The sequence below is a fragment of the Pseudomonas gingeri genome (genome assembly GCF_013386115.1).
Taxonomy (GTDB): domain Bacteria; phylum Pseudomonadota; class Gammaproteobacteria; order Pseudomonadales; family Pseudomonadaceae; genus Aquipseudomonas; species Aquipseudomonas gingeri.
On record NZ_JACAOR010000018.1, the window covers coordinates 35,725 to 62,153 of the forward strand.

Here is a 26,429-nt window from a genome sequence, read left to right on the forward strand (position 1 = left end):
CGGCCCGCCTCCATCCATTACCTTAGCGGGGACACGCGCATGAAGACGCACTTCGACTATGTCATCGTCGGCGCCGGCTCATCGGGCTGCGTACTGGCGAACCGGCTGAGCGCCGATCCGGCCATCAGCGTCTGCCTGATCGAGGCCGGCGGCCACGACAACAGCCCACGCATCCAGACACCGGCCGGTACCATCACCCTGTACAAGAGCAGGAAGTACAGCTGGAACTTCTTTTCCGCGCCGCAGCGCCACCTGGGTGGCCGTAGCCTGCACACACCGCGGGGCAAGGCCCTCGGCGGTTCCAGTTCGATGAACAGCATGATCTATATTCGCGGTCATGCCAGCGACTACGACCGCTGGGCGCAAGCCGGTTGCCCGGGTTGGGACTGGGCCGGGGTGCTGCCCTACTTCAAGAAATCCGAGAACAACCGGCTCGGCCAGGACCCGCGCCTGCATGGCAGCGCCGGCGAGCTGAATGTCGAGGCCGCCCGTGATCCCAACCCGGTGTCGACGCTGTTCGTGCAGGCCGCCGAGCGCCTGGGCCTGCGCCGCAACGACGACTTCAACGGCGAACGGCTCGAAGGCTGCGGGATCTACAACCTGACCCAGAAGAATGCCCGCCGGCTGTCCAGCTACCGGGCCTTTGTCGCGCCCGTGATCGACCGCCCCAATCTCACCGTGCTGACCGACTGCACCGTACAGTCGCTGATCGTCGAACTGCGCACCGCCAAGGGCGTCAGGGTCGAGGTGGACGGCAACCACCACACCCTGCACGCCTACCGCGAGGTCATTCTCTGCGCCGGCGCCCTGGGCAGCCCGCAACTGCTGCTGGCGTCCGGTATCGGTCCGGCGCAGGAACTGCAGGCAGCCGGTATTGCGGTGGCCCACGACCTGCCCGGCGTCGGCAAGAACCTGCAGGACCACCTCGACGGCCTGGTCACGATCCGCTCCAGGAGCCCCTTGACCCTGGGATTCTCCCTGAGGTCCCTGCCGAGCGTGCTCGCCGCACCGCTGCGCTATCTGCTGAAAAAGAAAGGCTGGTTGACCACCAACTACGTCGAGGCCGGAGGCTTTGCCCGTACGCCCCTGGCCGATGCCCTGCCGGACGTGCAATTCCACTTTGTGCCGGGTTATCGCAGCCATCGCGGGCGATTGTTCGAATGGGGCCATGGCTACGCCCTGCATACCTGCGTGCTGCGCCCGAAAAGCATCGGCTCGCTGCACCTGGACCGTGACGGCAGGCTGATCATCGATTTCAACTTCCTCGCCGATCCGACCGATGCCAGGGTGCTGGTCGAAGGCCTGAAGCTGGCCCGGCGTATTCTCGCCGCGCCGCAGTTCGACGGGATTCGGGGTGAGGAAATGCTGCCCGGCAAGACCGTGCAAACCGATGAACAACTGATGGACTACGTACGCAACCATGCCTCGACAGTGTTCCACCCGGTGGGCACCTGCAAGATGGGCGTCGATCCCATGAGCGTGGTCGGCCCCGATCTCAAGGTCCATGGCCTCAAGGGGCTGCGGGTGGTCGACGCCTCGATCATGCCGACCCTGGTCAGCGGCAACACCAACGCGCCGTGCATCATGATCGGCGAGAAAGCCGCGGACCTGATCCTGCGACAAGCGCCCCTGGGCGCCGCCGACGCGCGCAGCAGCGACCTTCTGGCAAGCTGATTGCTACTGCTGTGAAAAACGCCGCCACCCCGCACCGGGTGGCGGCGTTGTGCTGCGGGTTCGCCGGCCTGGAACGGCCGTCCCGGAGGATTTCGCCGCCTCAAGGCCAAGACAGCTTTTTCCTCATTAGCGACGACATATTTACTAATTTTCCTGGCTCGCGACATCAGCCAACATCAACCTCGCCCCAAAGAGGCACAAGGTCCGTCAGAGACCGCCAGGTCTGCTCAGTTTTTGGCGTCTAGCCCCACTGCCCCGAAATATACGAACTAAAAAACCATCATTCCGGGAGTGCACAATGATCAAGTCTTTCGTCTCGCGCTGCATCCGTCCGCTGGCCCTGACCGCTATCGCCGCCGGCGTTGCCAGCGGTGCCCAGGCCGGTACCCTGTCGATCGGTCATACCACCTGGGTCGGCTACGGCACCCTCTACCTGGCCAAGGACCTTGGCTACTTCAAGGAAAAGGGCCTGACCGTGGAGTTGCCGACCATCGAAGAAGCCTCCATGTACATGGCCGCCCAGGCCTCGGGCAAATTGTCCGGCTCGGCCTCGACCCTGGACGAGATCCTCAAGTACCGCCCGCAGTTCTGCTTCAAGGCCGTGGCCGCCCTGGACGAGAGCCATGGTGGCGATGGTGTGCTGGTGGGCAAGGACGTCAACAGCCTGCAAGACCTCAAGGGCAAGGCCGTGGCGGTCAACGAAGGTTCCGTCTCGCAGTTCTGGCTCAACTACCTGCTGAAGAACGCCGGCATGAAGATGAGCGACCTGACCATCCAGAACATGACCGCCGACGACGCGGCGACCGCCTTTATCGCCGGCCGCGTCCCCGCCGCCGTGACCTGGGAACCCCACCTGTCCACCGTGCGCGCCAAGCAGACCGGCAAGGTACTCGTGGACAGCAGCAGCACGCCAGGGGTGATCGTCGACGTGGTGGCCCTGAGCTGCGATGTGGTCGACAAGCAGCCGGACGATATCAAGGCCCTGGTCGCCGGCCTGTACAAGGCGGTGCAGTACACCCAGGAGCACCCGCAGGAAGCCTACGCGATCATGGCCAAGGGCGTGGGCGGCTACCTGGCGGATCCGAAGGAACTGGCCTCGGCGGCCAAGGGCGTGCGTTTCTATGACCAGGCCATGAGCGAAGCCCTGCTGGGCAGCAACGGCAGCAAGGGCACGGCTGAAAACGTCATCAAGCTGGCCAACGAGACCGCCAGCGAGTTGCAGGGCAAGCCTTACAACGTCAGCTACAGCGATCTGATCGACAACCGTTTCATCACCCCGAAATAGGAGGCGGCATGTCCAAGCGTAATTCGTGGTTCAACCGTTGCCTGACGCCCAAGACCGGCTTGCCGATCCAGGTGATCTGGAGCGCCAGCGCACTGGCCTGGGCGCTGCTGATCGGCCTCTGGGCCGTGCTGTCCTACGGTGGCGTGGTGCCGGCGATGTTCCTGCCCACCCCGGGCGCGGTCATGGATGCGGCCCTGCGCCTGGCCCATGACGGCACCCTGGGGCCGCATGTCTGGGCCAGCGTGGAAGTGGTCATGGTCGGTTTCGTGATCTCTTCGGTGGTGGCGGTGCCCATCGGCTTGCTGATGGGCAGTTTCCGGGTGGTGCAGGCGTTCCTGGAACCGCTGGTCAACTTCATCCGCTACCTGCCGGTGACCTCGTTCGTGCCGCTGTTCATCCTGTGGATCGGCATCGGCCTGGAACAGCGGGTCTCGGTGATCATCTTCGGGGTGTTCTTCCAGCAACTGGTGATGATCGCCGACGTGTCCAAGGGCATTTCCAAGGACCTGATCAACGCCTCCTACACCCTGGGCTCCACCCGCAGGGATGCGGTATTGCACGTCATCGCCCCGGCCTCGTTGCCGGGTGTGCTGGACACCTTGCGCGTCACCATGGGCTGGGCCTGGACCTACCTGGTGGTGGCCGAACTGGTGGCGGCTTCCAGCGGCCTGGGCTACCTCAGTCTCAAGGCCATGCGAGGCTTTCAGGTCGACGTGATTTTCCTGGCGATCGCTGTCATCGGCCTGCTGGGCCTGGTCACCGATCAACTGTTCAGACTTCTTCGCTTGAAGGTGGCCGCATGGGCTCAGTAACCGCGACAATGCCAAGGCTCGTCACGCCGACGAACATCGCCCCCGAGGCCGCTGCGCGGCTGCGGGTCGACAATGTCAGCCTGCAATACAAGACGCCCTCGGGCGACACCTTCACCGCGTTGGAAAATGTTTCTTTCGAAGTCCCCGACCAGCAGTTCGCGGTCCTGGTCGGCCCTTCGGGCTGCGGCAAATCGAGCCTGCTCTACCTGACGGCGGGGCTGGCCGAGCCTACCTCGGGCGAAATCTACGTCGGCGGCCAGCAGGTCGACGGCCCCGGCGCCGACCGCGGCATGGTGTTCCAGAGCTACACCCTGTTTCCCTGGCTGACGGTACGCAAGAACATCGAGTTCGGCCTCAAGCGCCGTGGCATCCCCGCCGCCGAGCGCCGCGAGACGGTCGACTACTACCTGAACGAAGTCGGCCTGCTGCGCTTTGCCGACAACTACTCCAAGCAACTGTCGGGCGGGATGATGCAACGGGTGGCGATTGCCCGCGCCCTGGCCAACGACCCGCAGATCCTGCTGATGGACGAACCTTTCGGCGCGCTGGACAGCCAGACGCGACTGCAGATGCAGCAACTGCTGCTGAAGGTCTGGGAAAACACCAAGAAAACCGTGTTGTTCGTAACCCATGACATCGACGAAGCCATCCTGCTGGGGGATCGTATCTTCGTCATGGGTGCCCGGCCCGGGCGGATCAAAGAGGTACTGGATGTACCCATCGGTCGCCCGAGAAACCTGGACATGGTCATGGAACCTTCGTTTATCCGGATGAAGCGGGAGATCTTTCACCTGCTCCATGATGGACCGGAGGAACAGCACTAGGCCGGGCTTATCTTCGGGGACTGGAAGGCCCAATCGGTGAGGATTGGGCCAGGTTTCTTCTTGGGGGTTTGGTATTTCAAGCGTCACATTTGAGTTTGTGCTGATCCCATCGCTTCGCCAGCAATTCAAGCTCTTGATTTTCGTTGTGGGCAATGGACTGGCGAGAAAGACGTCCATTGATGATGATCGTGAGAACGGCGGCTTCGGCACCTAGCAGGATTACCACCGTCTGAACCCAAAATCCGATGGTTTCACCAAGAATCTTGAGTGGCTGCTCTATGGCAACTGAATCCATTCAATAATCTTCCCATCCATCCTTTATGCAGGCTGTCATCACATTGTCCTCCTGATTGGTGCTTTCCATGGCTTAACAACATCTCGACGGACGCTACACCACCGAGGAGCCTCAAGTACCTGCCATGAAACGTTTTGAGAAAAAAGCAAACCGTGTCGCGACAAAGGGTAAAAGGAGACGAGCCGTACACAGGTTTGCAGACCGGCAACAAAGGAACCGGCAGGCCAAAGCCTCCTGCGCACAACTCGCCATAACGTGGACACCAAACGCTGATTGCGCGGCGCTGTGCGCCTGCTCCCTATGGCTGCGAAGCTCGCGCCTCCGAATTTTCGGCGACCTCTCGAACCAACGGTATCCGCCGCATTTGGTGCACGCAATGCTCTTCCATGCCTGAAATACGTGGGAAATATTAGATTTTTCAGCAAGCTACTTCTTCATAAAAAGCAATGGCAAGTAGCCATATCCCTTGCGCTGGTTATTTAGTAGCATCTTGGGCTTAACCACTTTTCTACAAGGAATGTTATGAAGCGGGTAGTCACTTTTCTTCTATTGGCAACCCTTTTGGGTTGCTCAAAAAAAGATGCTGAGTCTGCAATTTCCGATATCACCGTCTACGCCATCGCTTATGCCATCCACTACAAGGACACTCACAATCCTGCGCTCGCCGCCCAATGTGCCAGAAGTGTTAGCGAGAAATATGCAAATTTGACTGACATAGAACAAATCGCCGCGTTTGCGCCCAAGGCTTTCAAGGGGTTGAGGGCGACTTACCAATGCGCAGCGTCACAGATGGTTTATGCCAATGACTTGCTCAACGCCAGGGAAATCAGCTCCGTCCCGATTCCGCTGATCTGCTTCGAAAAAGAGAACATGGCGGCCATGCAGGCACTGGAGCCTGCCACTCGGGAATTCATCGTTCCCGTCTGTAGCACCAAGAGCTAATGAAGGACTCCATGGACCTGAGCGTTCACACTGCCCTCAGTTCAAAATGTTGCCTGAGAAGAAACCATGTTTGATTTTATCCTCGGGATTCTGCAAGGAGTGGACCTTCTGGATTCCGAGGCCCAGAAAGACAACTCCCCCACATGGCTTCGACGACATCGAAAGTTGATCCGGGTGTTGTTTATCATCTGCATGTACCCCTTCTACGCAGGACTGCTGATTCTCCTGATCATATGGTTGATCAACCTGGGGCCAGTGGCGCAGAAAGTGGCTATGGGGGTAGTCGCGATCCAGGTGCTGGGCCTCCTCGCATTACTGGATCGCCGGCGCCGAACTCCCCGAGCTGCGGGCCGCCGCTCAAGCGGGACTTGAGCTCATCCCTGCCCATCGATGGTGAGGCTCAGGCCCCCGCTGCAGCCCGATTCGCGCGATAAACCGACCAGCCATAAAACGCCAGGGCCACGCCCGCCAGCACGCCGCCCACCACACCGATATAGGCGAATCCGAGCTGTCGGCCGACCCAACTGCCCACCAGTGCTCCGCCACCGATGCCGATGTTGTAGATCCCCGAGAACAGTGCCATCGCCACATCGGTAGCGTCCGGTGCCAGCACCAGTACCTTGCGCTGCAGCGACAGGCCGAAGCCCATGATCGCCATGCCCCAGAACACGCTGAGCACGCCCAGGGTCGAAACGTCACCGCTCAACGGCAGCAGCAAGGCCAGGCACACCACCAGCAATGAGGTGGCCGCGATCAGAAAGCTTTGCGGGTGCTGGCGGTTGAAGCGACTGAACAGCAGCGATCCGAAAATCCCCGCGCCCCCGAACAGCAGCAGGATCAGGGTCACCACCTCGCCACTCATGCCCGCCACCGTCTTGATGAAGGGCTCGATGTAGCTGTAGGCCGTGAACTGCGCGGTGATCACCGTTGCCGTGAGGATATAGACCGCCACCAGGGCAGGACGCTTGAACAGCACCGGCAAGCTTCTCAGGGACCCCGAGTTCTGGCTTGGCAACAGCGGCAAGGTCCTGGCCAGCCAGAGCACCAGTGCGCCGGCCATCAAGGCGATCACCAGGAAGGTGGTGCGCCAGCCCATGGCTTCGCCGAGCAATCGGCCCAGGGGGATACCCAGCACCATCGCCATGGACGTGCCGGTCGCCAGCAACCCCAGCGCCTGGACCTGCTTGCCCGGTGGCGCCACCCGCACCGCCAGGGAAGCGGTGATGGACCAGAACAACGCATGAGACAAGGCGATGCCGATACGGCTCACCATCAGGACGCCAAAGCCGGTTGCCAGGCTGGACAGCACATGGCTGACAATAAACAGCCCGAACAACACCATCAACAATTTGCGCCGCTCGACGTTGCGGGTGAGCAGCATGATCGGCAGCGAGGTCAGCGACACGACCCAGGCGTAGATGGTGAGCATCAGCCCGACCTGGGCGGTCGACATGTCGAAACTGTCGCCGATGGCGCTCAACAGGCCGACCGGCACGAACTCGGTGGTGTTGAAGACAAAGGCGGCCAAGGCCAGGGCAATGACCTGGTGCCAGTTGCCGGTGTGTTCAGGTGCAGGGGTGTTCATTGGAAATCCGTCATACGCTATCAAGGCTCAAGCGGCCGGGAGGTTATTCGCCGGGCGCTTGAAAGAAAAGCAGGTCGAGGTGAAATGCCTGACTCATGGAGTGCAAGTATCGCTCCTTGGAGAGGATTCGTTGCGGGAAAGTTGCGATCGGCTTCGTGAAATCCCGGCCCCGCCCTCCTCTCAGACCTTGAAGCGCCCGACCGTGGCATGCAGATCGCCGGCCATCTGCGCCAGTTCCTGCCCCGCCCTGTCGGTCTGCTGTGCCCCCAGCATGACCTGCTCCGACAGCGTGCGAATGCCCACCAGGTTACGATCCACCTCCCGCGCCACCTGCGCCTGCTGTTCGGTGGCGGCGGCGATCAACTGATTACGCTCGTTGATCTGCGAGATCGAGCCGGTGATCTCATCCAGCGCCTCGCCCGAGCGTTGCGCGATGGCCAGCGTGGCACCGACCAGGTCACGGCTGTTCTGCATGGCCGTGACCGCCTGCCCGGTGTCCTGGCGGATATTGCCGATCATCTGCTCGATCTCCTGGGTCGACACCTGGGTGCGATGGGCCAACGCCCGCACTTCATCGGCCACTACCGCGAAGCCACGTCCGGCGTCTCCCGCCCGTGCCGCCTCAATGGCCGCATTGAGGGCCAGCAGGTTGGTCTGCTCGGCAATGCTGCGGATCACGTCCAGCACGGCGCTGATGTCCTGCACGCGGCCGGCCAGTTGCTGGATACGCCCGGAAGTGTCGCTCACACCGTTTGCCAGGGCACCGATGGAGGTCACGGTTTCCTGCACCTGTTCACGCCCGCGCTGCGCCGTCTGCTCCGACACCCGCGACGCTTCGCTGGTGCTGATCGCATTGCGCGCCACCTCTTCAACGGCCGCCATCATCTGGTTGACCGCCGTGGCCGCCTGTTCGATCTCCAGTCCCTGGGCCTTGAGGCTGGTGCTGGTCTGGCCGCTGACCCGGCTCAAGGCCTGCGAAGAACTGGCCACGCGATCCACCGAGGCGGCGATCTGCGTGACCAGGGTGTGCAGGTTCTGCTGCATCGCCTGCATATGAGTCATCACACTGACGCCGTTGCCCGGGCGCGCCGGCACCTCGATGGTCAGGTCGCCCTGGGCGATCAGGCTCAGCACTCGCGCGGCATCGGCCGGTTCGCCCCCCAAGGGACGGGTGACACTGCGAGTGACGATAATCGCCGCCACACCAACCGTGACCAGACACAGCACAAACAGCCCCAGCATATTCAGGCGGGCATCGTCATAAAGGGTTTGCGCGGCGACCTGGCGTTCGGCGAACAGCCGGCCCTGGAAAGCCATCAGCGCATCCAGGCTCTTGTACACCTCGCGCTCGGCGGGGATCACCTGCTCATTGAGCTGCGCCGTGGCCTCGTCGATCTTGCCGCCACGAATCAGCGCCTGGACCTTCACAAAGGCGGCGACATACGCCTCGCGACGGCTTTTCAGCGCGGCGAAAGCAGCCTTGCCTTCAGCAGTTGGCAACAACGGCTCCAGAACCGTGAACGCCTGGCTGATCGCCTGCCGGGTCGCGTCGATGGACTGCTGCACCTGCTGGTTGTCCTTGTTGATCAGCAAGTCACGGGTATTGCGGCCGTTGTCGCGCACGCCGGTGGCGATCACCATGATCGGATCGATCTTCGGCCAGTCCTGCTTGACGATCACCACCGCCTGCTCCTTGAGGATCTCCATGTCATGCGAGGCATACAGCCCCATGGCGATCAGCGCCAACGGCGCCACGGCAAACCCTATGACAATACGTTTGGCCGTACTGAGTCTGGACATATCAACTGCATTCCCGATCGATGGTTGCCCGAACAAAAAAACGCCTGAAGCCTTTCGGCTCCAGGCGTCGTTGCCTGTTCGAATTCATGGTGCAAAGTGGCCAGGCGGATACCGCCCAATCGGCATCGATCCTCGTTGACCGATGCGGCGTGCCTGCCTGGTGCTGGAGACCGGCAAGCGTCAGGCAATGGCTTGCAGCGTTTGTGCCATCAGTGCGGCCAGTACTGCTGGCCGTCCCTGATACCCCGAAACGCGCAACTCCAGGTCATCAGCAGCCGCTTCAAATGGGCGCAAGAATGGATCGGGTGCACCGGCATGGTGAGTCCAGGTACTGAGCAAGCAGTCCATTGACGAGAAAAGAGAGTCGGCAGTCGAACGGAAAACTTGGCGCGAGGTTCTGTCGCTATAATGCTCGGCGGCAGCTGACTGTTGGCCTGCCATGAATCAATCTGCCCTTAATCGTCGAAGGTCCGCAAATGCCAAAGACACAGCCATCAGGCACCTCGACCGCCACCGCGGCAGACATCGAAAAATCCATCCAGGCCTTGAACAAAATGGCCGAACGGCTGTGGGGGGATGGTCGCGAGACCGAGGCCAAAGCCCTTCTCGATGCCCTGGATGCGTTGAACCGGGCGCTGGACAGGATCCGGATCGGCGAGAGTCGCCGGGCGGTGACGCTTCATTGAGTGACCTGGGGGCTCAGGCGCAACGGGATGCACATGCGCCTGTCCTATGCTTGTGCATCTGACTCTCCGTTCAGGACATTGAAATGCCTGCCTCCGAATCCCCGCTCCTGCAAAGCTGGCACCACAACGCCCACGCCTGGATCGATGCCGTGCGCAGCAGCGCCATCGAAAGCCGCCGCCAGGTCACCGACCAGGCCATCCTGCTCGCAGTGCTAGGTCGTCAGCCCGAACGCGTGCTCGACCTGGGCTGCGGCGAAGGCTGGCTGTTGCGGGCGCTGGCGCAACGGGCCATCAACGCGGTCGGGGTGGACGGCGATGTGACCCTGGTCGAAGCGGCGCGGGCGGCGGGTTCCGCGCAGGTGCATTTGGCGAGTTATGAAGAGTTGGTGGCGGCAACAGTCGACATCGGCCGCGATTACGAGCTGATCTGCGCCAACTTCGCCCTGCTGCACCAGGACATCATCCCGTTACTCGCCGCCATGAGTGCCCTGCTCGCCCCCGGCGGTGCGCTGGTGATCCAGACGCTGCATCCGTGGACCGCGGCGGCGGGCGATTACCAGGATGGCTGGCGAACCGAGACCTTCGATGGATTCAAGGGACAGTGGCAGCCCATGCCCTGGTATTTCCGTACCCTGTCCAGCTGGCTCAACGCACTGGATATGGCGGGTTTGCGACTGGCCACCCTGCAGGAGCCACAGCACCCGCAAAGTCCCGTGCCGCAGTCGTTGCTGTTAGTCGCCGAGCAACGGGAGTGAGCGCTCGACCAGAGGCTCAAACGCAACACACCCAGGGCGCGCCACATGGCTATCGCGCAATCGCTCACTCTGGCCTGTAGGCCCGCGCCACCGCTTCAGCCGCCGCAAAATCCGGGGTCATGGCCCGGTCGGTGGCCATGAAGGTGACCTTCCTGCGCAGCGCGTCATACAACCCCGCGGTCTTCGGCGCCAGCACAAAGCCTTTCCCACCCTGCTTTCTCAGGTCGATCGCCTGGACATCATGTACGAGCACGATGCCCAGCAGCTCGTAGCTGTTGTCGATCTGCTGTTGCAGGCGCTCGACCACCATCGGCGCGTTGGTGGCGATGTCCTCGATGTCGCCGGCCACCGGAAAGTAATCCATGGACACCGGCATCGCCAGATTCTTGTTCTGCATCGCCAGCATCGCCGCCGGTTTCTCCATGGCGCCGAATGCGTGGACCGTCTTGTCGGTACCGAGGAAACGCGTAAGGCCGGTGATGCCCGGGTTGTTGAGCTTGATGATCTGCTGCACGTTGGCCAGGGAGTTGTGGGCCAGGGCCAGGCTCAGTTGCTCGAACGCCAGCACCCAGGGCAGCGGCTCGAAATTGGCGCTGGGCAGCACCGCGCCTTTCACGCCGTTGCTGTCGACATAGCCGAAAGCGTCCTGGTCGCGGTCCGACGGCGCGCTGACATCCAGGGCGATGCCCGGGTTATCGTCGGAGTGGTTGAGCTGGATGGTCAATTGCTCGTTGGCCAGGCCGTAGCTGCGCTGCAGTTCGGCGAGCAGGTACACGCCGGAACGGAAGCTCAGCGGATCCTGCAACGGCCGCTGGTCGTCGTGCCGCCACAGGCTGGCGCCTTGCAGCAAATCCCGCAGCTGCGCGCCCATGGCCCGCACTTCGGGGTATGGTCGCAGGGCCAGGGTGTTTTCCAGGAACGGCGAGACATTGCCGTTCAGGCCTTGCAAGCTCAGGGTGAAGGTCAGCGTATTGAGCGGCAGCAGATGGGCCAGGTCATTCAACGCCAGGGCGGCATTGGCGGCAGACCAGGCATTGGAGCTGAGGATCGACAGGGCATCCTTGGCATACGGCACGATGGCCTTGGTGCCCGTGCTTTGCAGCGCCTGCTTCGCCGGGACCCTGGCCCCCTGATAGAACACCTCGCCTTCACCGAGCATCGCCAGGCCGACATGGCTCAGCACGGTGATATCACCCTCGCCCACCGAGCCGTGAACCGGCACATACGGCGTGATGCCCTTGTTCAGGAAAGCCACATAGGCATCAACGATCTCTGGCGCCACCCCGCCGCTGCCGGTGAGCAGGGTATTCAGGCGCACCACCATGGCCGCACGTACGGCGCGTACCGTGGCCGGGGCGCCCGCACCGCCGGAATGTGCATGCAGCAGGCCGATATTGAATTGGCGCGAGGCCTCAATCACTTCCTGGCTCAATTGACCATGGATGTCGACCATTTTCCGGTCTTTGTTAAGCCCCACGCCGACGGTCAGGCCGTAGATTTTCTGACCGTGGCGAGCCGCTTCGAGCAGCACCTGATGACCTTGCGCGACGCGCTGGGTGGCCGACGCCGCCACCGTGACCGGTTCGCCATCCGCCACCTGGGCGATGATCGCCGGCGTGATGGATCGGCCATCGAGTTGCACCGCGAAAATGAACGGGCTGAATCCTGCGCACACCGTGGAAACTAACAGCAAAGCGAGCCTGTTTAGCATGATGAACCTTCGAGGTTATGCAAGTGGGGAGTGGCAGGGACCGGTTGGCCGGCCCTTGCACGGATCATTGGGTGGATGAGGTGTTACGGGCGATGGAACACAAGGTCAGCAGCGCGATGACACTGGCGATCATCACGTACCAGGCCGGGGCAAAACGCGTGGCGGTGTTGTCCGCCAGCCACGTCAGGATCGCCGGAGCAAAGCCGCCAAACACCGTGACCGCCAGGTTGTAGGAAACGGACATGCCACTGGCCCGCACCTCGGTGGGAAACAGGTCGGCCAGGGCCTTGGGCGCCACGCCGACAAACAGCGAGACCAGCGCGCAGAACAGCGTTTGCACCAGGATCAACATGCCGGTGGTGTGAACCTGATCGAGCAGCACCAGCAACGGATACGGCGCGACCAGCAACAACCCCGCCCCCGTGGCGAGAATGCGGTAGGTGCCCACCCGATCGGACCAGGAGCCGGCCATCACACAGGCCACGACCATCGCGCAGTTGCCGATCAGCGCGGCGAGAAACGCCTGGTGACTTTCAAAATGCAGCACCCGCTGCATATAGATCGGCATGTAGATCACCAGCGAATACACGCTGATGGCCCACAACACCGACAACCCGGTGCCCTGGAGCAGTGCGCGTTGCTGGCTTTTGAACAGGTGCATCAGGGGTGCCAGCGGGGCCGCCTCGGGCTGATGCTCGCGACGCGCCTGCTCGGCCTCGAACACCGGGGTTTCATGCAGGGTACGACGCATCCACAGGCCAATCGGCGCGATGGACAACCCCAGGATGAAGGGAATACGCCAGCCCCAGTCGCCGACCTGCTCATGGGTCAGGGTCAGGGTGACCGCCGTGGCCACCAGTGCGCCCAGCACGTTGGAAATGCCCATGCTCGCCTGCAACCAGGACGCGTACTGGCCTTTTTTATCGGCCGGCGCATGCTCGATCAGGAACGCCGCCGCCCCGCCCACTTCACCACCGGCGGAAAAACCCTGCAGCACCCGTCCACACAGGATCAACAGCGGCGCACCGATACCGATGGCGCTGTAGGGCGGCGCGAACGCGATGATCGCCGTGCCCGCCGCCATGGTCAGAATGGTCAACATCAGGGCGGCCTTGCGCCCTACCCGATCGCCGTACGCGCCGATCACCAGTGCCCCGAGGGGGCGGATCACAAAGCCGATGCCGAACGCCAGGAACGCCTCGAACAACTGCGCCCCCGCGTCCTGCTGCGCAAAGAAGTTCTGCGCGATGTACACCGCAAAAAACGCGTACACCGAAAAGTCATACCACTCCAGGGCATTGCCGATGGACGCGGCGGCAATCGCCCTGCGCCCGCTGTGGTGCCCGGCCGGGACCGCCGTCCCGGGGGGGACGGAGTGAATCATCACGGGCGCAATCGTGTTTTTATTATTCATGCTCATCGCCTGGGGTCAGTGGGCTGCCAACGGGATATAGGGCAAGGCCTTGCGGGAAATTTCGTCGAGCGACTCCGGGTAACCCGCATCGGCATAACGCATCACCCCGACGCTGGTGTCATTGGTCATCACCAGCTGCAAGCGCTGTGCCGCGGCCTCGCTGCCATCGGCCACGGTGGTCACGCCGGAGCTGGTCATATAGCCGCTGTAGCCGCCGCCACCGGAGTGGATCACCACCAGGTCGGCCATCGAGCAGCAGTTCATCAGCGCGTTGAGCAACGGCCAGTCGGCGATGGCGTCGGAACCGTCGCGCATGTTCTCGGTCATGATGTTCGGATGGGCCATGGCGCCGGCATCCAGGTGATCGCGGCTGAAGGCGATCGGGCCCTTGAGCCGACCGTCGGCGACCATGCGGTTGACCTCCAGCGCCAACTCGGTGCGCTCACCGTGGCCCAGCCAGGCGATCCGCGCCGGCAAGCCCTCAAACGGCACGTACTGGCGCGCCAGGTGAATCCAGTTGCTGACGATCCGGTTATCGGCGAATCGCTGCAGCAGGTAGTCGTCGATCACGCGGATATCGTCACTGTCGTTGGACAGCGCCATCCAGCGAAACGGCCCGATGGCCCGGCAGAACAGCGGCCGCAGATAGGCCTCGGTAAAGATCGGAATCTCGAAGGCACGGGACACGCCGCCCTGATGGGCGTGGGTACGGATCAGGTTGCCGTTGTCGAACACCACCGCGCCACGGTCCTTGAAGCCAAGCATGGCTTCCACATGGGCGACGATGGAACGGCGGCTGGCGTCCATCAGGCCATTGATATCGCTTTCACGCTGCTGCCTGACCTGCTCCAGGCTGTAGCCGGCCGGCACGTAGCCATAGACCAGGTCGTGGGCGGCGGTCTGGTCGGTGACGATATCGGGGACGATGCCCCGCGCGAGGATCTGCGGATAGATCTCGGCAGCGTTGCCCAGCAGGCCGACGGAGATCGGCACGCGTTTCGCCCGGGCGTCGGCGATCATCGCCAGGGCGCTGTCGAGGTCCGGCGCCTGGTGTTGCAGGAAGCCGATCTTCATGCGCTTGTCGAGGCTCTTCTGGTTGACCTCGACGGTGAGGATCGTCGCGTTGCACATGGTGCCGGCCAGGGGTTGCGCGCCGCCCATGCCGCCGAGGCCGGCGGTGAGAATGAAGCGCCCGGTCAGGTCACCATTGAAGTGCTTTTCAGCGATACGCGAGAAAATCTCGTATGTGCCCTGGATCACTCCTTGTGAGCCAATGTACTGCCAGGCGCCGGCCGTCAGCCCTCCCCAGCAGATCAGGTTGTCTTTTTCCCACTGGTAGAAATTTTCCGCCCTGGCCCACTGACCGACCATATTGCAGTTGGCCATGATCACCAGCGGCGCATTCGCGTGGGTCTGCAACAAGCCGATGGGCTTGCCGGACTGGATCATCAGCGTCTGGTCTTCACGCATGGTTTTCAGCGCGTGGACGATGGCATCGTGGGACGGCCAGTCCCGCGCCGCACGGCCCAGGGCGGCATAGACCACCAGTTCCTCAGGGTTTTCGCCCACCGCCAAAACGTTTTCCAGCAGGCGCAACAGGGCTTCCTGGCGCCAGCCGCGGCACCGCAGTTGGTTACCGCCGGTCACGGTGAAAGACTTGCTCATGACCGCGCTCCCTGATCCAGGTAGCTGAACAATTCAATCCCCAGGGTCTTCTCCACCGAGGGGTACACCGCCGGGTCAATCACCGACGACGACAGCGGAATCTGCCGATGGTGAATATGGAAAATCACCACTTCCATGCCCGGCTTGAGCTGACCGGCGCTGATGGGGTTGCCCTGCATATCCAGGGTGGTGATCACGTCCGGGTAGGTCGCCAGTCGCTGGCCCTGGGCATCGTCCACCGCCATGTGCTCATTCATCACATGCACCCGGCACATCCCGCTGCCCTGGCCAATATCCACCACCCCCACATCGAACGCTTCGTCGGTGTAACGCAAGGTGTTGGCCGTGACCTTGCCACTGCCGAGAATGTGCCCGCCGGTGTAGCTGCAGATCGCGTCGATCACCGCGCTGCCGCCCTTGCCGCCGGCGGCGATGATCGCCTCGCCCAGGCCAAGGGCCTGGCTGATACCGCCGAGCGCGGCGTGCTGGCGAACATAGGAAGCGGGAATCGGGTTGCGGCAACTGGCGATAAAGCCACCCGACATGTCGGACGCCTTGCGCAGGATCGGTGAGACTTTGGCGGTGGCGCCCTTGACCACCAGTTCGATGTAGGCGTTGTTCTTGCGGTTGCCGCCCACGGCGGCCTGGATCATCGGTGCCGTGCTGGACGCCAGCCCCAGGGAGCCCATGTCGCCGGTGGGGTGCGCCCGCAGATCGCCGACGGCATCGATGACCTTGGTGCCGAGAATTGCCGACGGCAACCAGCCGTTGAGGGTGCTGGACATACCGTTCTGGCCGACGATCAGGCCATGGATCGGCGCGCCCAGCTCCTGCTGTACCAACTGCACGGCCTTGACGTAATCGACGCCGAGCATCTGCCAGTCGGTGAGGCCACCGGGCGCACCGATGGCGGCGGCCGTGGCGATCCAGGCGTCATCCGCCACTTCATCCAGGCTGACCAGTTCCGGCCGGCCGATGGTCACGGCCAGACGGCCCAGTTCAAGGCCATGCTCGACCCAGCCACCGCCCCCACAAGCGAAGACGGAACCGCCCTTCACCGCGGCGTCCACATCCTTCAGCGTCAACACGCGCCCCATGTCTATTTCCTCTTTCGGCCTGTCTGATTATTCGTCGCGCACCGGCTCCAAAAGCCTTGGCCAATGGGTGGTTGCGCTGCATGGAGCCGATACTAGGGGGCGTTCAATCGTGTTGTCGTATTACTTTTTATTGCTTACGCATAACAGAATGTTAAGGATTTTTCTGACGCACTCGCAGGCCGATCAGCCCTGAACCTTCACCGCTTCCAGGGTCTCGATAAAGCGCTGGGCCAGGCGCGACAACGGTTCGTACATGCCGTGGACGATGCTGATCGGCGTGTTCGCCGTGGGCTCCACCGGACGGAACACCACGTTGGTCCACACCGGCCCCAGGGCGGTGATTTCATCGAGCAGGGCGATGCCCGCCCCGGCCTGTACCAGTGCACAGGCCACGTGAATCTGCTGCACCTCCACCGCCGAACGCAGGACGATATTGCGCTCGGCCAGCAGCTTCCTCACCAGGCGGCCGACGGGAATGTCGGTGCCGTAGCCAATGAACGGCTGATCCACCAGGTCCTCCAGTTGAATCACCGATTTGGCCGTCAGCGGGTGATCCACCGGTAGCGCAGCCACCAGGCGGTTTTCGTACAGCTCGCGGGATTCGACATTGGGATGGCCTTCGTGCAGGAAGGCGATGCCCAGTTCCACCTGCTGGGTGATCACCGCCTGCAGCAGCACATCGGGAATCATCGTGTGCAAGATCACCCGTGCCTCGGGCAATTCGCGGTGAAAGCGGGCGATGGCCGCCGGAATCAGGCTCAGCCCCAGGCTGGGGCTGCAGGCGATGCGCAGGTGGCCCATGCGGTTCTGGATCAGGTCTTCAGCCACCTCATTGACCCGCTGCACCCCCTGGTACACCGAGTTGACCTCGGCAAACAGAATGCGCGCCTCGGGCGTGGGGTACAGCCGTCCCTTGATGCGCTCGAACAGCACCAGGCCCAGGCGCTGTTCGGTGTAGGACAACAACCGTGACACCGCCGGCTGTGACACGTGCAGCAGTTTGGTGGCGCCGCTGATGGAGCCGGTCAGCATGATGGCGCGAAACACTTCGATCTGCTTCAGGTTCACTTCGGTCGCTCCCGCAAAAGGCATAACAACGTGTTATGCATGAGCAATAAACAAGCATAAGACATGATGAAAACGCGCAACTTACACTGGCCCCCTCATCGGTACAAGACGACAAGAAAGGCCTGTCGCTTCTGGCTTTTCCAGACGCAAACAGGCAACTGAACGAGGGTTCCAAGCACATGGGCGAGTACGATTTACTGGTGTTGGGCAACCTGGTCGATGCAGACCGGGTAACCGAAAACGGTTGGTTGGCGGTGCGCGACGGCAAGATCGCCGCCAGCGGTAACGGCCAGCCGCCACAGGCGCGGGAGGTGCTGGATGCACGGGGCAAATGGGTGTTGCCCGGGGTGATCGACGGCCAGGTTCATTCCGGCAGCCAGGCCAACCAGGAAGGCCTGGGCTGGGCCTCGCGGGCGGCCGCCGCCGGCGGGATCACCGTGATGGTGGACATGCCCTACGACGACCCGGAACCCATGGCCTGCCGCGAGTTGCTGGAAGGCAAGATCGCCGAGGTGGAGCGCGATTGCCATGTGGACGTGGCGCTGTTCGGCACCCTGAACAAGACCCATGGGTTCGCCGCCGCGGCCGGGCTGATCGAGGCCGGTGTGTGCGCCTTCAAGTTCTCCACCTTCGAGGCCAGCCCCGGCCGTTTCCCGCGCGTGGAAGAAGACGATCTGCAGACCGCCTTCGAACTGATCGCCCCCAGCGGCCTGGCCTGCGCCGTGCACAACCAGATGCAGGAACTGACCCGCAAGAACATCCAGGCCTTGCAGGCGGCCAACGACACCGGTTGGGACGCGTTCCTTCGCGCCCATACGCCGCTGATCGAAGACCTGGCCACGGTGCAGATCTATGAAATCGGCGCCCAGACCGGCGCCCGCGCCCATGCGGTGCATGTCTCCACCTCCCGAGGCTTCGAGCTGTACCAGATGTACAGGAACGCCGGGCACGACGTCAGCATCGAGACCTGTGTGCAGTACCTGATGCTCAACCACGAGGAACACACCCGCCGCTTCGGCGCCAGGACCAAGCACTACCCGCCGATTCGTCCCAGGGCCGAGTCGGAAAAACTCTGGGGGCATATCGCCGAAGGGCGTTGCACCTTCGTCTCGTCCGACCACGTGAGCTGGGGCCTGGAGCGCAAGGGCAATCCGGATGTGTTCAAGAACGCCTCTGGTGGCCCGGGCCTGGAAACCCTGCTGCCTGCCTTGTGGACCGGTTGCGAGCAGCATGGTCTGCCGCCCACCACCGTCGCCCAACTGCTGTGCCGCAATCCCGCCCGGCACTTTCTGCTGGATGACCGCAAGGGTTCGTTCGAGGTGGGCAAGGATGCCGACTTCGTGATTCTCAACCCGCAAAAATACCGCTTCGACCCGAGCACCAGCCTGTCCGCCGTGACCTGGAGCTCCTTCGAAGGCATGGAGTTCAGCGTGCGCGTCGAGGCCACCTATTGCCGGGGCCAGGCCGTGTTCAAAAACCACACGATCATCAACCAGGCCGGCTATGGACGCTTCCTGCGCCCCCGCGCCAATACCGTGGAAGCCAGCCAATGAACGTCACTGACCTGATCAACTCCGAACGCCTGTGGGCACGCACTGTGCGCCTGTCCGAATTCACCCGCGACGACATGCCCTGGACCCGCCGGGCCTTCAGCCCCTTGTTCATGCAAGCGCGCGAGTGGCTGACCGCGCAGATGCAAAAAGCCGGTCTCAGCGTGCACCTCGACGCCGGCGGCAACCTGATCGGCCGCCGCGAAGGCCGGAAAAACCTGCCCGCCCTGGTCACCGGTTCCCACTGCGACACCGTGGTCAGCGGCGGGCGTTATGACGGCATTATCGGCGTGCTGGCCGGTATCGAAATCGCCCAGCGTTTCCAGGAACAGGGTATCGAGCTGGATCATCCCCTGGAGGTGATCGACTTCCTTTCCGAAGAACCCAGCGACTATGGCATCTCCTGCGTGGGCAGCCGCGCCTTTTCCGGAGAGCTGGACGCCGGCCAACTGGCGGCCAGAAACCAGGCGGGCGAAACCCTCGCCGAAGGCATGCGCCGCATCGGCGCGCGACCGGAGGCCCTCGCTCGCCCCCTGCGCCAGCCGGGAGAAACCGCCGCGTTTGTCGAGTTGCACATTGAACAAGGACCGGTGCTGGAACGGGCCGGCCTGCCGATTGGTGTCGTGACCCATATCGTCGGCATTCGTCGTGCGCTGATCACCGTGATCGGCCAACCCGACCACGCCGGCACCACGCCGATGGATATCCGTCGCGATGCCCTGGTGGGCGCGGCCCATGTTATTGACCAGGTGCAGCGCATGGCGGCGACACAAAGTGGCAACCCGCATTACGTGGTCGCCACCGTTGGCCGCATCGCCATGACGCCGAATGTGCCCAACGCCGTGCCGGGCTGGGTCGAGCTCATGCTGGAAGTGCGCAGCGACAGCCAGCAGGTGCTGGATACCTTTCCGGAAGCCATCATGGCCGAGTGCGAGACACGCCTTGAGGCGTTGCTACTGGAGGCCAAGATGGAACATGTCAGCCGCGCCCGCCCCACCCAGTGCTCGGAAACGGTGATGCAGGCCATCACCGAAGCCGCCGATGGCCTGGACCTGCCCAACCGTCGCCTGCCCAGCGGTGCCGGGCATGACGCGGTCTATGTGGCGCCGACCGGCCCCGTCGGCATGGTATTTATCCCATGCCTGAATGGCCGCAGCCATTGCCCGGAAGAGTCGATCACCGAAGAGCAACTGGCCCGCGGCGCGGCGGTATTGGCCCAGAGCCTGATCAATCTGGACAAGCGCCTGGGGTAAGGCGGAACACCCCACAGAAACGGCACCCACGGTGCCGTTTTTTTTTTCAGATACCGTATTGGCATTCTGCGCAACATTGGCCGATGCTTTTGCCCGGCCGTAGGCCGCACGGCAAAACACGTTGCTGACAAGGGAATTGACGACGCAATGACTGACCGCGAACAACTCCATCGAGACGGCTATGCGTTGCTTCGTCGTGCCATCCCGGCCGAGTGGCTGGCCGACCTGCGTGCCGTGTTCGAGGCGGGCGTGAAGCCGCCGGAGCAATGGCCGGTGCCACGTGGCATGGACTGGCGCCATTCGCTGCTGGACATTGACTCGAAGGTTCAGGCGGTGTGTCGCTTGCCGCAGGTGCTCGCGGTGGTGGGCGAGTTGATCGCCGAGCGCTTCTTTCTCTCCCAGGTGGAAGGCCGCGAGCCCCTGGCCGGTGGCGGTCACCAGCAGTTGCACCGCGATTTGTCGGCGCAACGACCGGGCGACATCGTCATCGCCCTGGCCTACTTCGACGATTATGGCCCCGAAAACGGCGCGACCCGTATCGTCCCCGGCAGTCATCGTCCCGGGCCGGGAGAATCGCCATCGGATTTCAATGACGAGTGCGGCTCCGTGCAACTTGCAGGTTGCGCGGGCGATATCCTGGTGTTTGATGCCGACCTCGTGCACGCGGGCAGCCTGAACGCCAGCGGCGCCCATCGTCGCTCCCTGCTGATCAGCTATTACGCGGAATCGCTGTATGCGTCGCACCTGGAAACGGCGAGCCTGCGAAACATTCGCATGGACACGCACGATCGGTTCGACCCGCCGCCGTCCGTTGCCCCGCCGCTCTAGCGTAATCCTCTTGAATACTTGCCTGATCCTCCGAGCCTGCCGACCTATGGTTGGGAAACCCTGTGCACGCGAGCTAGAGTCAAGACATGAAGGATTTAGCCGACACGCCCCATTCAAGCTCGCGCCAGGCATGGCACCTGGCATCGAGCATCGACCCGCACACCCTTGAGCCGGGGGATTTCCCGACGGCCATTGCCGGCGTGTCCGTCTTTCGCCGCGACCATCCGGCACCACCCGCGGTGTGCCTGGTCGAGCCCAGCCTGGTCCTGGTCGCCCGAGGTGCAAAACAACTCTGGGTCGGTGGCGAGGGCTACGTGTATGACCCCTCGCGGTTTCTGATCAACTCGCTGGATCTCCCCGCCAACTCCCAGGTGCTCGTCGCCAGTGCCCAGCAACCCTGCGTCGGACTGGTGATGAAGCTGGACGTCGCCATGCTCGCCGAGCTGATCGCCAAGGGCGGCCTGCCGTCGACACGCGACCGTGCCCAGGGCAAAGGCGTGGGGATCGGCACTATGACCGCTGCGCTGGAGGAAGCGATCGGGCGTTTGCTGGGGTTGCTGGATGAACCCGAGACGATTCCGGTGTTGGGCCCGCTGATCATGCGCGAGATCCACTATCGCCTGCTGAACAGCAACCAGGGGCCGCGGCTTCGACGCATGACCGCCGTGGATGGCCAGGGCTATCGCATCGCCAAGGCAATCGATTGGCTCAAGCGGAACTACACCGAAGCGCTGCGCATCGAAGAATTGGCCGCTCGGGTACAGATGAGCCCGCAGACTTTTCATCACCACTTTCGCCAGCTCACCGCCATGAGCCCGCTGCAGTACCAGAAATGGCTACGCCTGACCGAAGCGCGGCGGCTGATGCTCAGTGAGCGCCTGGATGTATCGCGAGCCGCGTTTGCCGTGGGCTACGAGAGCCCGTCGCAGTTCAGCCGTGAATACGCGCGGCTGTTCGGCGATACGCCCAGGCGCGATATCGCCCTGCTGCGCGGTCAGGTGTTCGAGACGGATACGACGACATCGAGCACAGCATGACGCTTGATGGCGATGCGCTTCGCTGCCCATCGCCCCTTATAACAACGACACATCAACCGATGATCAGCGGGTTAGCCATGGAACTACGAATCAACCAGAAGAGTTATCAGGTCGATGCCGACGCCGATACGCCCCTGCTGTGGGTGATCCGCGATGATCTGGGCCTGACCGGCACCAAGTACGGCTGCGGACTGGCGCAGTGCGGGGCCTGTTCGGTGCTGGTGGACGGCAACGTGGTGCGCGCCTGCGTCACGCCGGTGGCCGGCGTGGTCGGCCGCGAGGTCACCACGATCGAAGCCATCGAGGCCGATGAGGTGGGCAAGCGCGTGGTCGCGGCCTGGGTCGAGCATCAGGTTGCCCAGTGCGGTTACTGCCAGTCCGGCCAGGTCATGGCAGCCACGGCGCTGCTCAAGCACACCCCACGTCCCAGCGACGAGCAGATCGCCGCGGCGATGGTCAACCTGTGCCGCTGCGGCACCTATAACGCCATTCATGCCGCCGTGCACGACCTCGCGGCACAACCCGCGAAAGGAGACGCATGATGAGCGCGCACATCGATCCCCTTGAAAACGCCCTGGGCGAGCCGATCAACCTCTCGCGCCGGCGTTTCCTGGCAGGTACCGCCGTAGGCGCCCTGGTGCTCGGCTTCGGCCTGCCGCTGGGTTCGGCCAGGGTGCAGGCGGCCGTTGCGGCCGCCGAGCGCGGGACACAGGTGCCGGCATTCCTGGAGATCCGCCCGGACAACACCGTGCGTCTGCTCTGCTCGTTCATGGAAGGCGGACAAGGCACCTACACCGCCATGGCGCAGATCGTCGGCGAAGAACTGGACGCAGACCCCGCCACCTTTGTGGTCGACAGCGCGCCTCCCGGCGACGTCTACGTGGTGATGGACAATGGCATGCGCATCACCGGCGGCAGCATGTCGGTGCGCACCAGCTACCCGACCATGCGTCGCCTCGGGGCTCTGGCCCGGGCCATGTTGCTGCAGGCCGGCGCGCAGAAACTCGGGGTGCCGGTGGGCGAGCTGTCCACCGAGCCGGGCAAGGTGATCCATGCCGCGTCCGGGCGTTCGGTCGCCTATGGCGAGCTGGCCGAGCACGCCATGGACCTGCCGGTACCGGATCCCGCCAGTGTAAAACTGCGCGACCCGAGCCAGTTCCGCTGGATCGGTAAACCGGTCAAACGTGTCGACGCCTACGACAAGTCCACCGGCAAGGCCCTGTACAGCATCGACTTGAAGGTCGACGGCATGCTCCACGCCGCCGTCCAGCACGCGCCGCGCCTGGGCATGACAGTCGGTGGCCTGCGCAACGAAGAACAGGTCAAGGCCATGAAGGGTGTGCACTCGGTGCATCAGTTGCCCGGCGCGGTGGCCGTGGTGGCCGAACGCTGGTGGCACGCCAAGCGCGCGGTAGAAGCGATCCAGGTCGATTGGCAGGAGCCTGCGGCCGATACCCAGGTACGGCCAATGCCCGCGGACTTTTCCAGCGATGCCTTTGTGCAGCGCCTTGCCGCCGAGCAGGGGCCGGGCCGCGACGCGGAAAATGAAGGCGATGTCGCCACCACCCTGGCCAACGCCAAAACTCGCGTCGAGGCGACGTACCACAACCAGTACCTCAATCATGGCCAGCTGGAGCCGCCCTCCGCCCTGGCGCGCTTCAATGCCGACGGTTCGCTGGAGGTCTGGCTGCCCAACCAGGCGCCCGACATGTTCCGCAACGACATCGCGAAACGTACCGGCCTTGATCCGTCCCGGATCACCTTGCACTCGCCCCTGCTGGGTGGCTTTTTCGGGCGCCATTTCCTCTACGACTCGGCCAACCCCTACCCGCAGGCCATTGCCTTGGCCAAGGCCGTGGGTCGCCCGGTCAAGCTTATCTGGAGCCGCGAGGAAGAGTTCCTGCGCGATGCGCTGCGCCCCATCGCCGCGGTCAGGTTCCGCGCGGCACTGGACAATGACGGCCTGCCCGTCGCCATCGAGGCGATCAGCGCCACCGAAGGTCCCAGCGAGGCCCTGGCGGGCAAACAGGGCGAAAAGCTCGACCCCACCGCCCTCGAAGGGTTGGCGGGCAAGTCCTACGCCATTGCCAACAAACGCATCGCCCAGGTCTACGTCAAGGGGCCGGTCATGCTCGGCTACTGGCGTTCGGTGGGCAATTCGCTCAACGATTTTTTCTACGAGGCCTTCCTCGATGAACTGGCCGACAAAGGCGGCAAGGACCCGTTCGAATTGCGCCTGCACCTGCTGCGCGGCAACCCGCGCCTGACTCACTTGCTGCAAGCCGTCGGCGAGCTGTCCGGAGGCTGGAAACGCGGCCCGTTCACCGCCGAAGACGGCACCCGGCGCGCCCGGGGCGTGGCCATGGCGTCGCCGTTCGGCACCCAGACCGCGGTGATCGCCGAGGTGTCGATCGACAAGGGCCAGGTCAAGGTGCACGACATCTGGCAAGCCATCGACCCTGGCAGCATCGTCAACCCCGCCATCGTCGAAGCCCAGGTCAACGGTGCCGTGGCCCTGGGCCTGTCCCAGGTGCTGGTGGAAGAAGCGGTGTATGTCGACGGCAAGCCCCGCGCGCGCAATTACGACCTGTACCCGATCCTGCCACCCTCACGCATGGCGCGGGTGCACGTGCGTATCGTCGAGAGCGGGGAAAAGATGGGCGGCGTCGGCGAGCCGCCGCTGCCGGCAGTGGCCCCCGCCGTGGCCAACGCGGTGGCGCGGCTGACCGGCCAGCGCATCCGCAGCATGCCCCTGAGCCGATACACCTTCGCCTGAACGGCGCCGGAGCCTTTATGAATAACAGCCGATTCGCAAGAACCGCTGGCTGGCTGGCCGTGCCGTGCCTGGTCGCGGCAGGCCTGCTGGCCTGGTACGTCACCCGCGAGCCGACCTCGCCCCTGGCAAGCGATCAGGCCGCCGAAGCCCGCTTCGACCCGGCCCTGGTCGCTCGTGGCGAGTACGTCGCCCGCCTCAGCGACTGCGTGGCCTGCCACAGTGTGCCGGGCGGTGCGCCCTTCGCCGGTGGCCTGGAGATGGCCACGCCGCTGGGCGCGATTCACACCACCAACGTCACTCCGGACCGCGACACCGGTATCGGCCGCTATAGCCTGGCGGACTTCGACCGTGCCGTGCGCAGCGGCGTCGCTCCGGGTGGACGGCGCCTGTACCCGGCCATGCCCTACCCGTCCTACGGCAAACTCAGCGACGACGACGTGCGTGCGCTGTACGCGTTTTTCATGCAGGGTGTGGCCCCGGTCAAACAGGCCAATATCCCCAGCCAGATCCCCTGGCCGCTGAACATGCGCTGGCCCATCGCCCTGTGGAATGGCGTCTTTGCCGATACGACGCCCTACGCGGCCAAGCCGGCAAACGATGCGCTGTGGAACCGTGGCGCCTACCTCGTCCAGGGACCCGGTCATTGCGGCAGTTGCCATACGCCGCGAGGCCTGGCCTTCAACGAGAAGGCACTGGACGACTCCGGCACACCGTTCCTGGCCGGCGCCCTGCTCGACGGCTGGTACGCACCGAGCCTGCGCGACGATCACAACACGGGCCTGGGGCGCTGGAGCGAGCCGCAGATCGTCCAGTTTCTCAAGATCGGGCGCAACCAGCACGCGGTGGTCTATGGCTCGATGACCGAGGCGTTCAACAACTCCACCCAGTTCATGAGCGACGATGACTTGCGGGCAATCGCCCGCTATCTCAAATCACTTCCCGGCGACCCCGGGCGTGACGGGCCCGCCTGGCAATACCAGGCGGTATCCGCCGCGACGCGCCAGGACACTCCCGGCGCCCACACCTATGTGACCCGTTGCGCTGCCTGTCATGGCCTGGCGGGCGAGGGTCAGCCCGAATGGATGCCACCGCTGGCCGGAGCCACCTCGGCACTGGCCGCGCATGCCGAGTCGGCGATCAATATCACCCTCAACGGCTCGCAGCGCGTGGTGGCGGCTGGCGTGCCGGATGCCTACCGGATGCCGGCATTCCGCGAGCAACTGTCGGACCAGGAAATCGCCGAGGTGCTGACGTTCGTGCGCAGCACCTGGGGCAATCAGGGCGGCGCCGTTGATGCCCAAGCGGTCGGCACGCTGCGCGGGCATACCGGTCCCGCCAGCAGCAGCCCCATCATCCTGCAGATGCGTTGAAC

At 63.5% G+C, this 26,429-nt stretch carries 23 protein-coding genes; 15 read left to right on the forward strand and 8 right to left on the reverse strand.

The window, feature by feature from the left end; translation table 11 throughout:
- Positions 1–39 precede the first annotated feature (39 nt).
- The 4 genes from HX881_RS30810 to HX881_RS30825 all read left to right on the forward strand — a co-directional run bounded on the left by HX881_RS30810 (position 40) and on the right by HX881_RS30825 (position 4,595).
- Complete coding sequence (locus HX881_RS30810) at positions 40–1,674, forward strand: GMC family oxidoreductase (protein WP_177088352.1); 1,635 nt, start codon at positions 40–42, stop codon at positions 1,672–1,674.
- A gap of 298 nt (positions 1,675–1,972) precedes the next feature.
- Complete coding sequence (locus HX881_RS30815; protein ID WP_017128266.1) at positions 1,973–2,959, forward strand: ABC transporter substrate-binding protein; 987 nt, start codon at positions 1,973–1,975, stop codon at positions 2,957–2,959.
- Between the two features lie 8 nt (positions 2,960–2,967).
- Positions 2,968–3,771 (forward strand): ABC transporter permease, encoded by an 804-nt coding sequence (locus HX881_RS30820; RefSeq protein ID WP_017128265.1) that lies wholly within the window; start codon positions 2,968–2,970, stop codon positions 3,769–3,771.
- Entirely contained in the window at positions 3,759–4,595 is an 837-nt protein-coding gene (locus HX881_RS30825; RefSeq protein ID WP_042936353.1) for an ABC transporter ATP-binding protein, read from the forward strand. Before HX881_RS30820 ends, HX881_RS30825 begins: the two co-directional genes overlap by 13 nt.
- A 76-nt stretch (positions 4,596–4,671) precedes the next feature.
- Here HX881_RS30825 and HX881_RS30830 read toward each other — a convergent pair whose 3' ends face one another.
- On the reverse strand, positions 4,672–4,890 hold the full coding sequence (locus HX881_RS30830; RefSeq protein WP_177088354.1) for a hypothetical protein: 219 nt from the start codon (positions 4,888–4,890) through the stop codon (positions 4,672–4,674).
- Positions 4,891–5,412: 522 nt separating this feature from the next.
- Here HX881_RS30830 and HX881_RS30835 point away from each other — a divergent pair.
- Both HX881_RS30835 and HX881_RS30840 read left to right on the forward strand, forming a co-directional pair.
- Positions 5,413–5,832 (forward strand): hypothetical protein, encoded by a 420-nt coding sequence (locus HX881_RS30835; RefSeq protein ID WP_177088356.1) that lies wholly within the window; start codon positions 5,413–5,415, stop codon positions 5,830–5,832.
- Positions 5,833–5,898: 66 nt separating this feature from the next.
- Positions 5,899–6,204, forward strand: a complete 306-nt coding sequence (locus HX881_RS30840; RefSeq protein WP_177063681.1) for a hypothetical protein — start codon at positions 5,899–5,901, stop codon at positions 6,202–6,204.
- 28 nt (positions 6,205–6,232) lie between these two features.
- Here HX881_RS30840 and HX881_RS30845 read toward each other — a convergent pair whose 3' ends face one another.
- The gene (locus HX881_RS30845) at positions 6,233–7,417 is read right to left on the reverse strand and encodes a sugar transporter (protein ID WP_017128256.1); all 1,185 of its coding nucleotides are present in this window, start codon (positions 7,415–7,417) and stop codon (positions 6,233–6,235) included.
- A gap of 180 nt (positions 7,418–7,597) precedes the next feature.
- Positions 7,598–9,217 (reverse strand): methyl-accepting chemotaxis protein, encoded by a 1,620-nt coding sequence (locus HX881_RS30850; RefSeq protein ID WP_177088358.1) that lies wholly within the window; start codon positions 9,215–9,217, stop codon positions 7,598–7,600.
- A gap of 476 nt (positions 9,218–9,693) precedes the next feature.
- Here HX881_RS30850 and HX881_RS30855 point away from each other — a divergent pair, with 476 nt between their 5' ends.
- Positions 9,694–9,903: a hypothetical protein gene (locus tag HX881_RS30855; protein WP_017128255.1), complete on the forward strand. Its 210-nt coding sequence runs from the start codon at positions 9,694–9,696 to the stop codon at positions 9,901–9,903.
- Positions 9,904–9,986: 83 nt separating this feature from the next.
- A complete protein-coding gene (locus HX881_RS30860; protein ID WP_177088360.1) occupies positions 9,987–10,658 on the forward strand; it encodes a class I SAM-dependent methyltransferase in 672 nt (223 codons plus the stop codon).
- Between the two features lie 64 nt (positions 10,659–10,722).
- Here HX881_RS30860 and HX881_RS30865 read toward each other — a convergent pair whose 3' ends face one another.
- The 5 genes from HX881_RS30865 to HX881_RS30885 form a co-directional block, all read right to left on the reverse strand.
- On the reverse strand, positions 10,723–12,369 hold the full coding sequence (locus HX881_RS30865) for an HAL/PAL/TAL family ammonia-lyase (RefSeq protein ID WP_177088362.1): 1,647 nt from the start codon (positions 12,367–12,369) through the stop codon (positions 10,723–10,725).
- 64 nt (positions 12,370–12,433) lie between these two features.
- Positions 12,434–13,783 carry an MFS transporter gene (locus tag HX881_RS30870; RefSeq protein WP_218171815.1) on the reverse strand — a complete coding sequence of 450 codons (1,350 nt, stop codon included), beginning with the start codon at positions 13,781–13,783 and terminating at the stop codon, positions 12,434–12,436.
- A gap of 15 nt (positions 13,784–13,798) precedes the next feature.
- A complete protein-coding gene (locus HX881_RS30875; RefSeq protein WP_103032795.1) occupies positions 13,799–15,448 on the reverse strand; it encodes a thiourocanate hydratase in 1,650 nt (549 codons plus the stop codon).
- Entirely contained in the window at positions 15,445–16,545 is a 1,101-nt protein-coding gene (locus tag HX881_RS30880) for a thiohydantoin desulfurase (protein ID WP_017128250.1), read from the reverse strand. Before HX881_RS30880 ends, HX881_RS30875 begins: the two co-directional genes overlap by 4 nt.
- A gap of 183 nt (positions 16,546–16,728) precedes the next feature.
- Positions 16,729–17,613 carry a LysR family transcriptional regulator gene (locus HX881_RS30885; RefSeq protein WP_017128249.1) on the reverse strand — a complete coding sequence of 295 codons (885 nt, stop codon included), beginning with the start codon at positions 17,611–17,613 and terminating at the stop codon, positions 16,729–16,731.
- Positions 17,614–17,792: 179 nt separating this feature from the next.
- Here HX881_RS30885 and HX881_RS30890 point away from each other — a divergent pair, with 179 nt between their 5' ends.
- The 7 genes from HX881_RS30890 to HX881_RS30920 all read left to right on the forward strand — a co-directional run bounded on the left by HX881_RS30890 (position 17,793) and on the right by HX881_RS30920 (position 26,427).
- Positions 17,793–19,166 (forward strand): dihydroorotase, encoded by a 1,374-nt coding sequence (locus HX881_RS30890; RefSeq protein ID WP_177088364.1) that lies wholly within the window; start codon positions 17,793–17,795, stop codon positions 19,164–19,166.
- Positions 19,163–20,416 carry a Zn-dependent hydrolase gene (locus HX881_RS30895; protein WP_177088366.1) on the forward strand — a complete coding sequence of 418 codons (1,254 nt, stop codon included), beginning with the start codon at positions 19,163–19,165 and terminating at the stop codon, positions 20,414–20,416. The genes HX881_RS30890 and HX881_RS30895 overlap by 4 nt, the downstream gene beginning before the upstream one ends.
- Before the next feature lie 147 nt (positions 20,417–20,563).
- The gene (locus HX881_RS30900; protein ID WP_177088367.1) at positions 20,564–21,244 is read left to right on the forward strand and encodes a phytanoyl-CoA dioxygenase family protein; all 681 of its coding nucleotides are present in this window, start codon (positions 20,564–20,566) and stop codon (positions 21,242–21,244) included.
- 86 nt (positions 21,245–21,330) lie between these two features.
- Complete coding sequence (locus HX881_RS30905) at positions 21,331–22,281, forward strand: AraC family transcriptional regulator (RefSeq protein WP_177088369.1); 951 nt, start codon at positions 21,331–21,333, stop codon at positions 22,279–22,281.
- Positions 22,282–22,358: 77 nt separating this feature from the next.
- Positions 22,359–22,823, forward strand: a complete 465-nt coding sequence (locus HX881_RS30910; RefSeq protein ID WP_017128244.1) for a (2Fe-2S)-binding protein — start codon at positions 22,359–22,361, stop codon at positions 22,821–22,823.
- Positions 22,823–25,057 (forward strand): xanthine dehydrogenase family protein molybdopterin-binding subunit, encoded by a 2,235-nt coding sequence (locus HX881_RS30915; protein WP_177088371.1) that lies wholly within the window; start codon positions 22,823–22,825, stop codon positions 25,055–25,057. The genes HX881_RS30910 and HX881_RS30915 overlap by 1 nt, the downstream gene beginning before the upstream one ends.
- A gap of 17 nt (positions 25,058–25,074) precedes the next feature.
- The gene (locus HX881_RS30920; protein WP_177088373.1) at positions 25,075–26,427 is read left to right on the forward strand and encodes a c-type cytochrome; all 1,353 of its coding nucleotides are present in this window, start codon (positions 25,075–25,077) and stop codon (positions 26,425–26,427) included.
- The last annotated feature ends 2 nt before the right edge of the window (positions 26,428–26,429 follow it).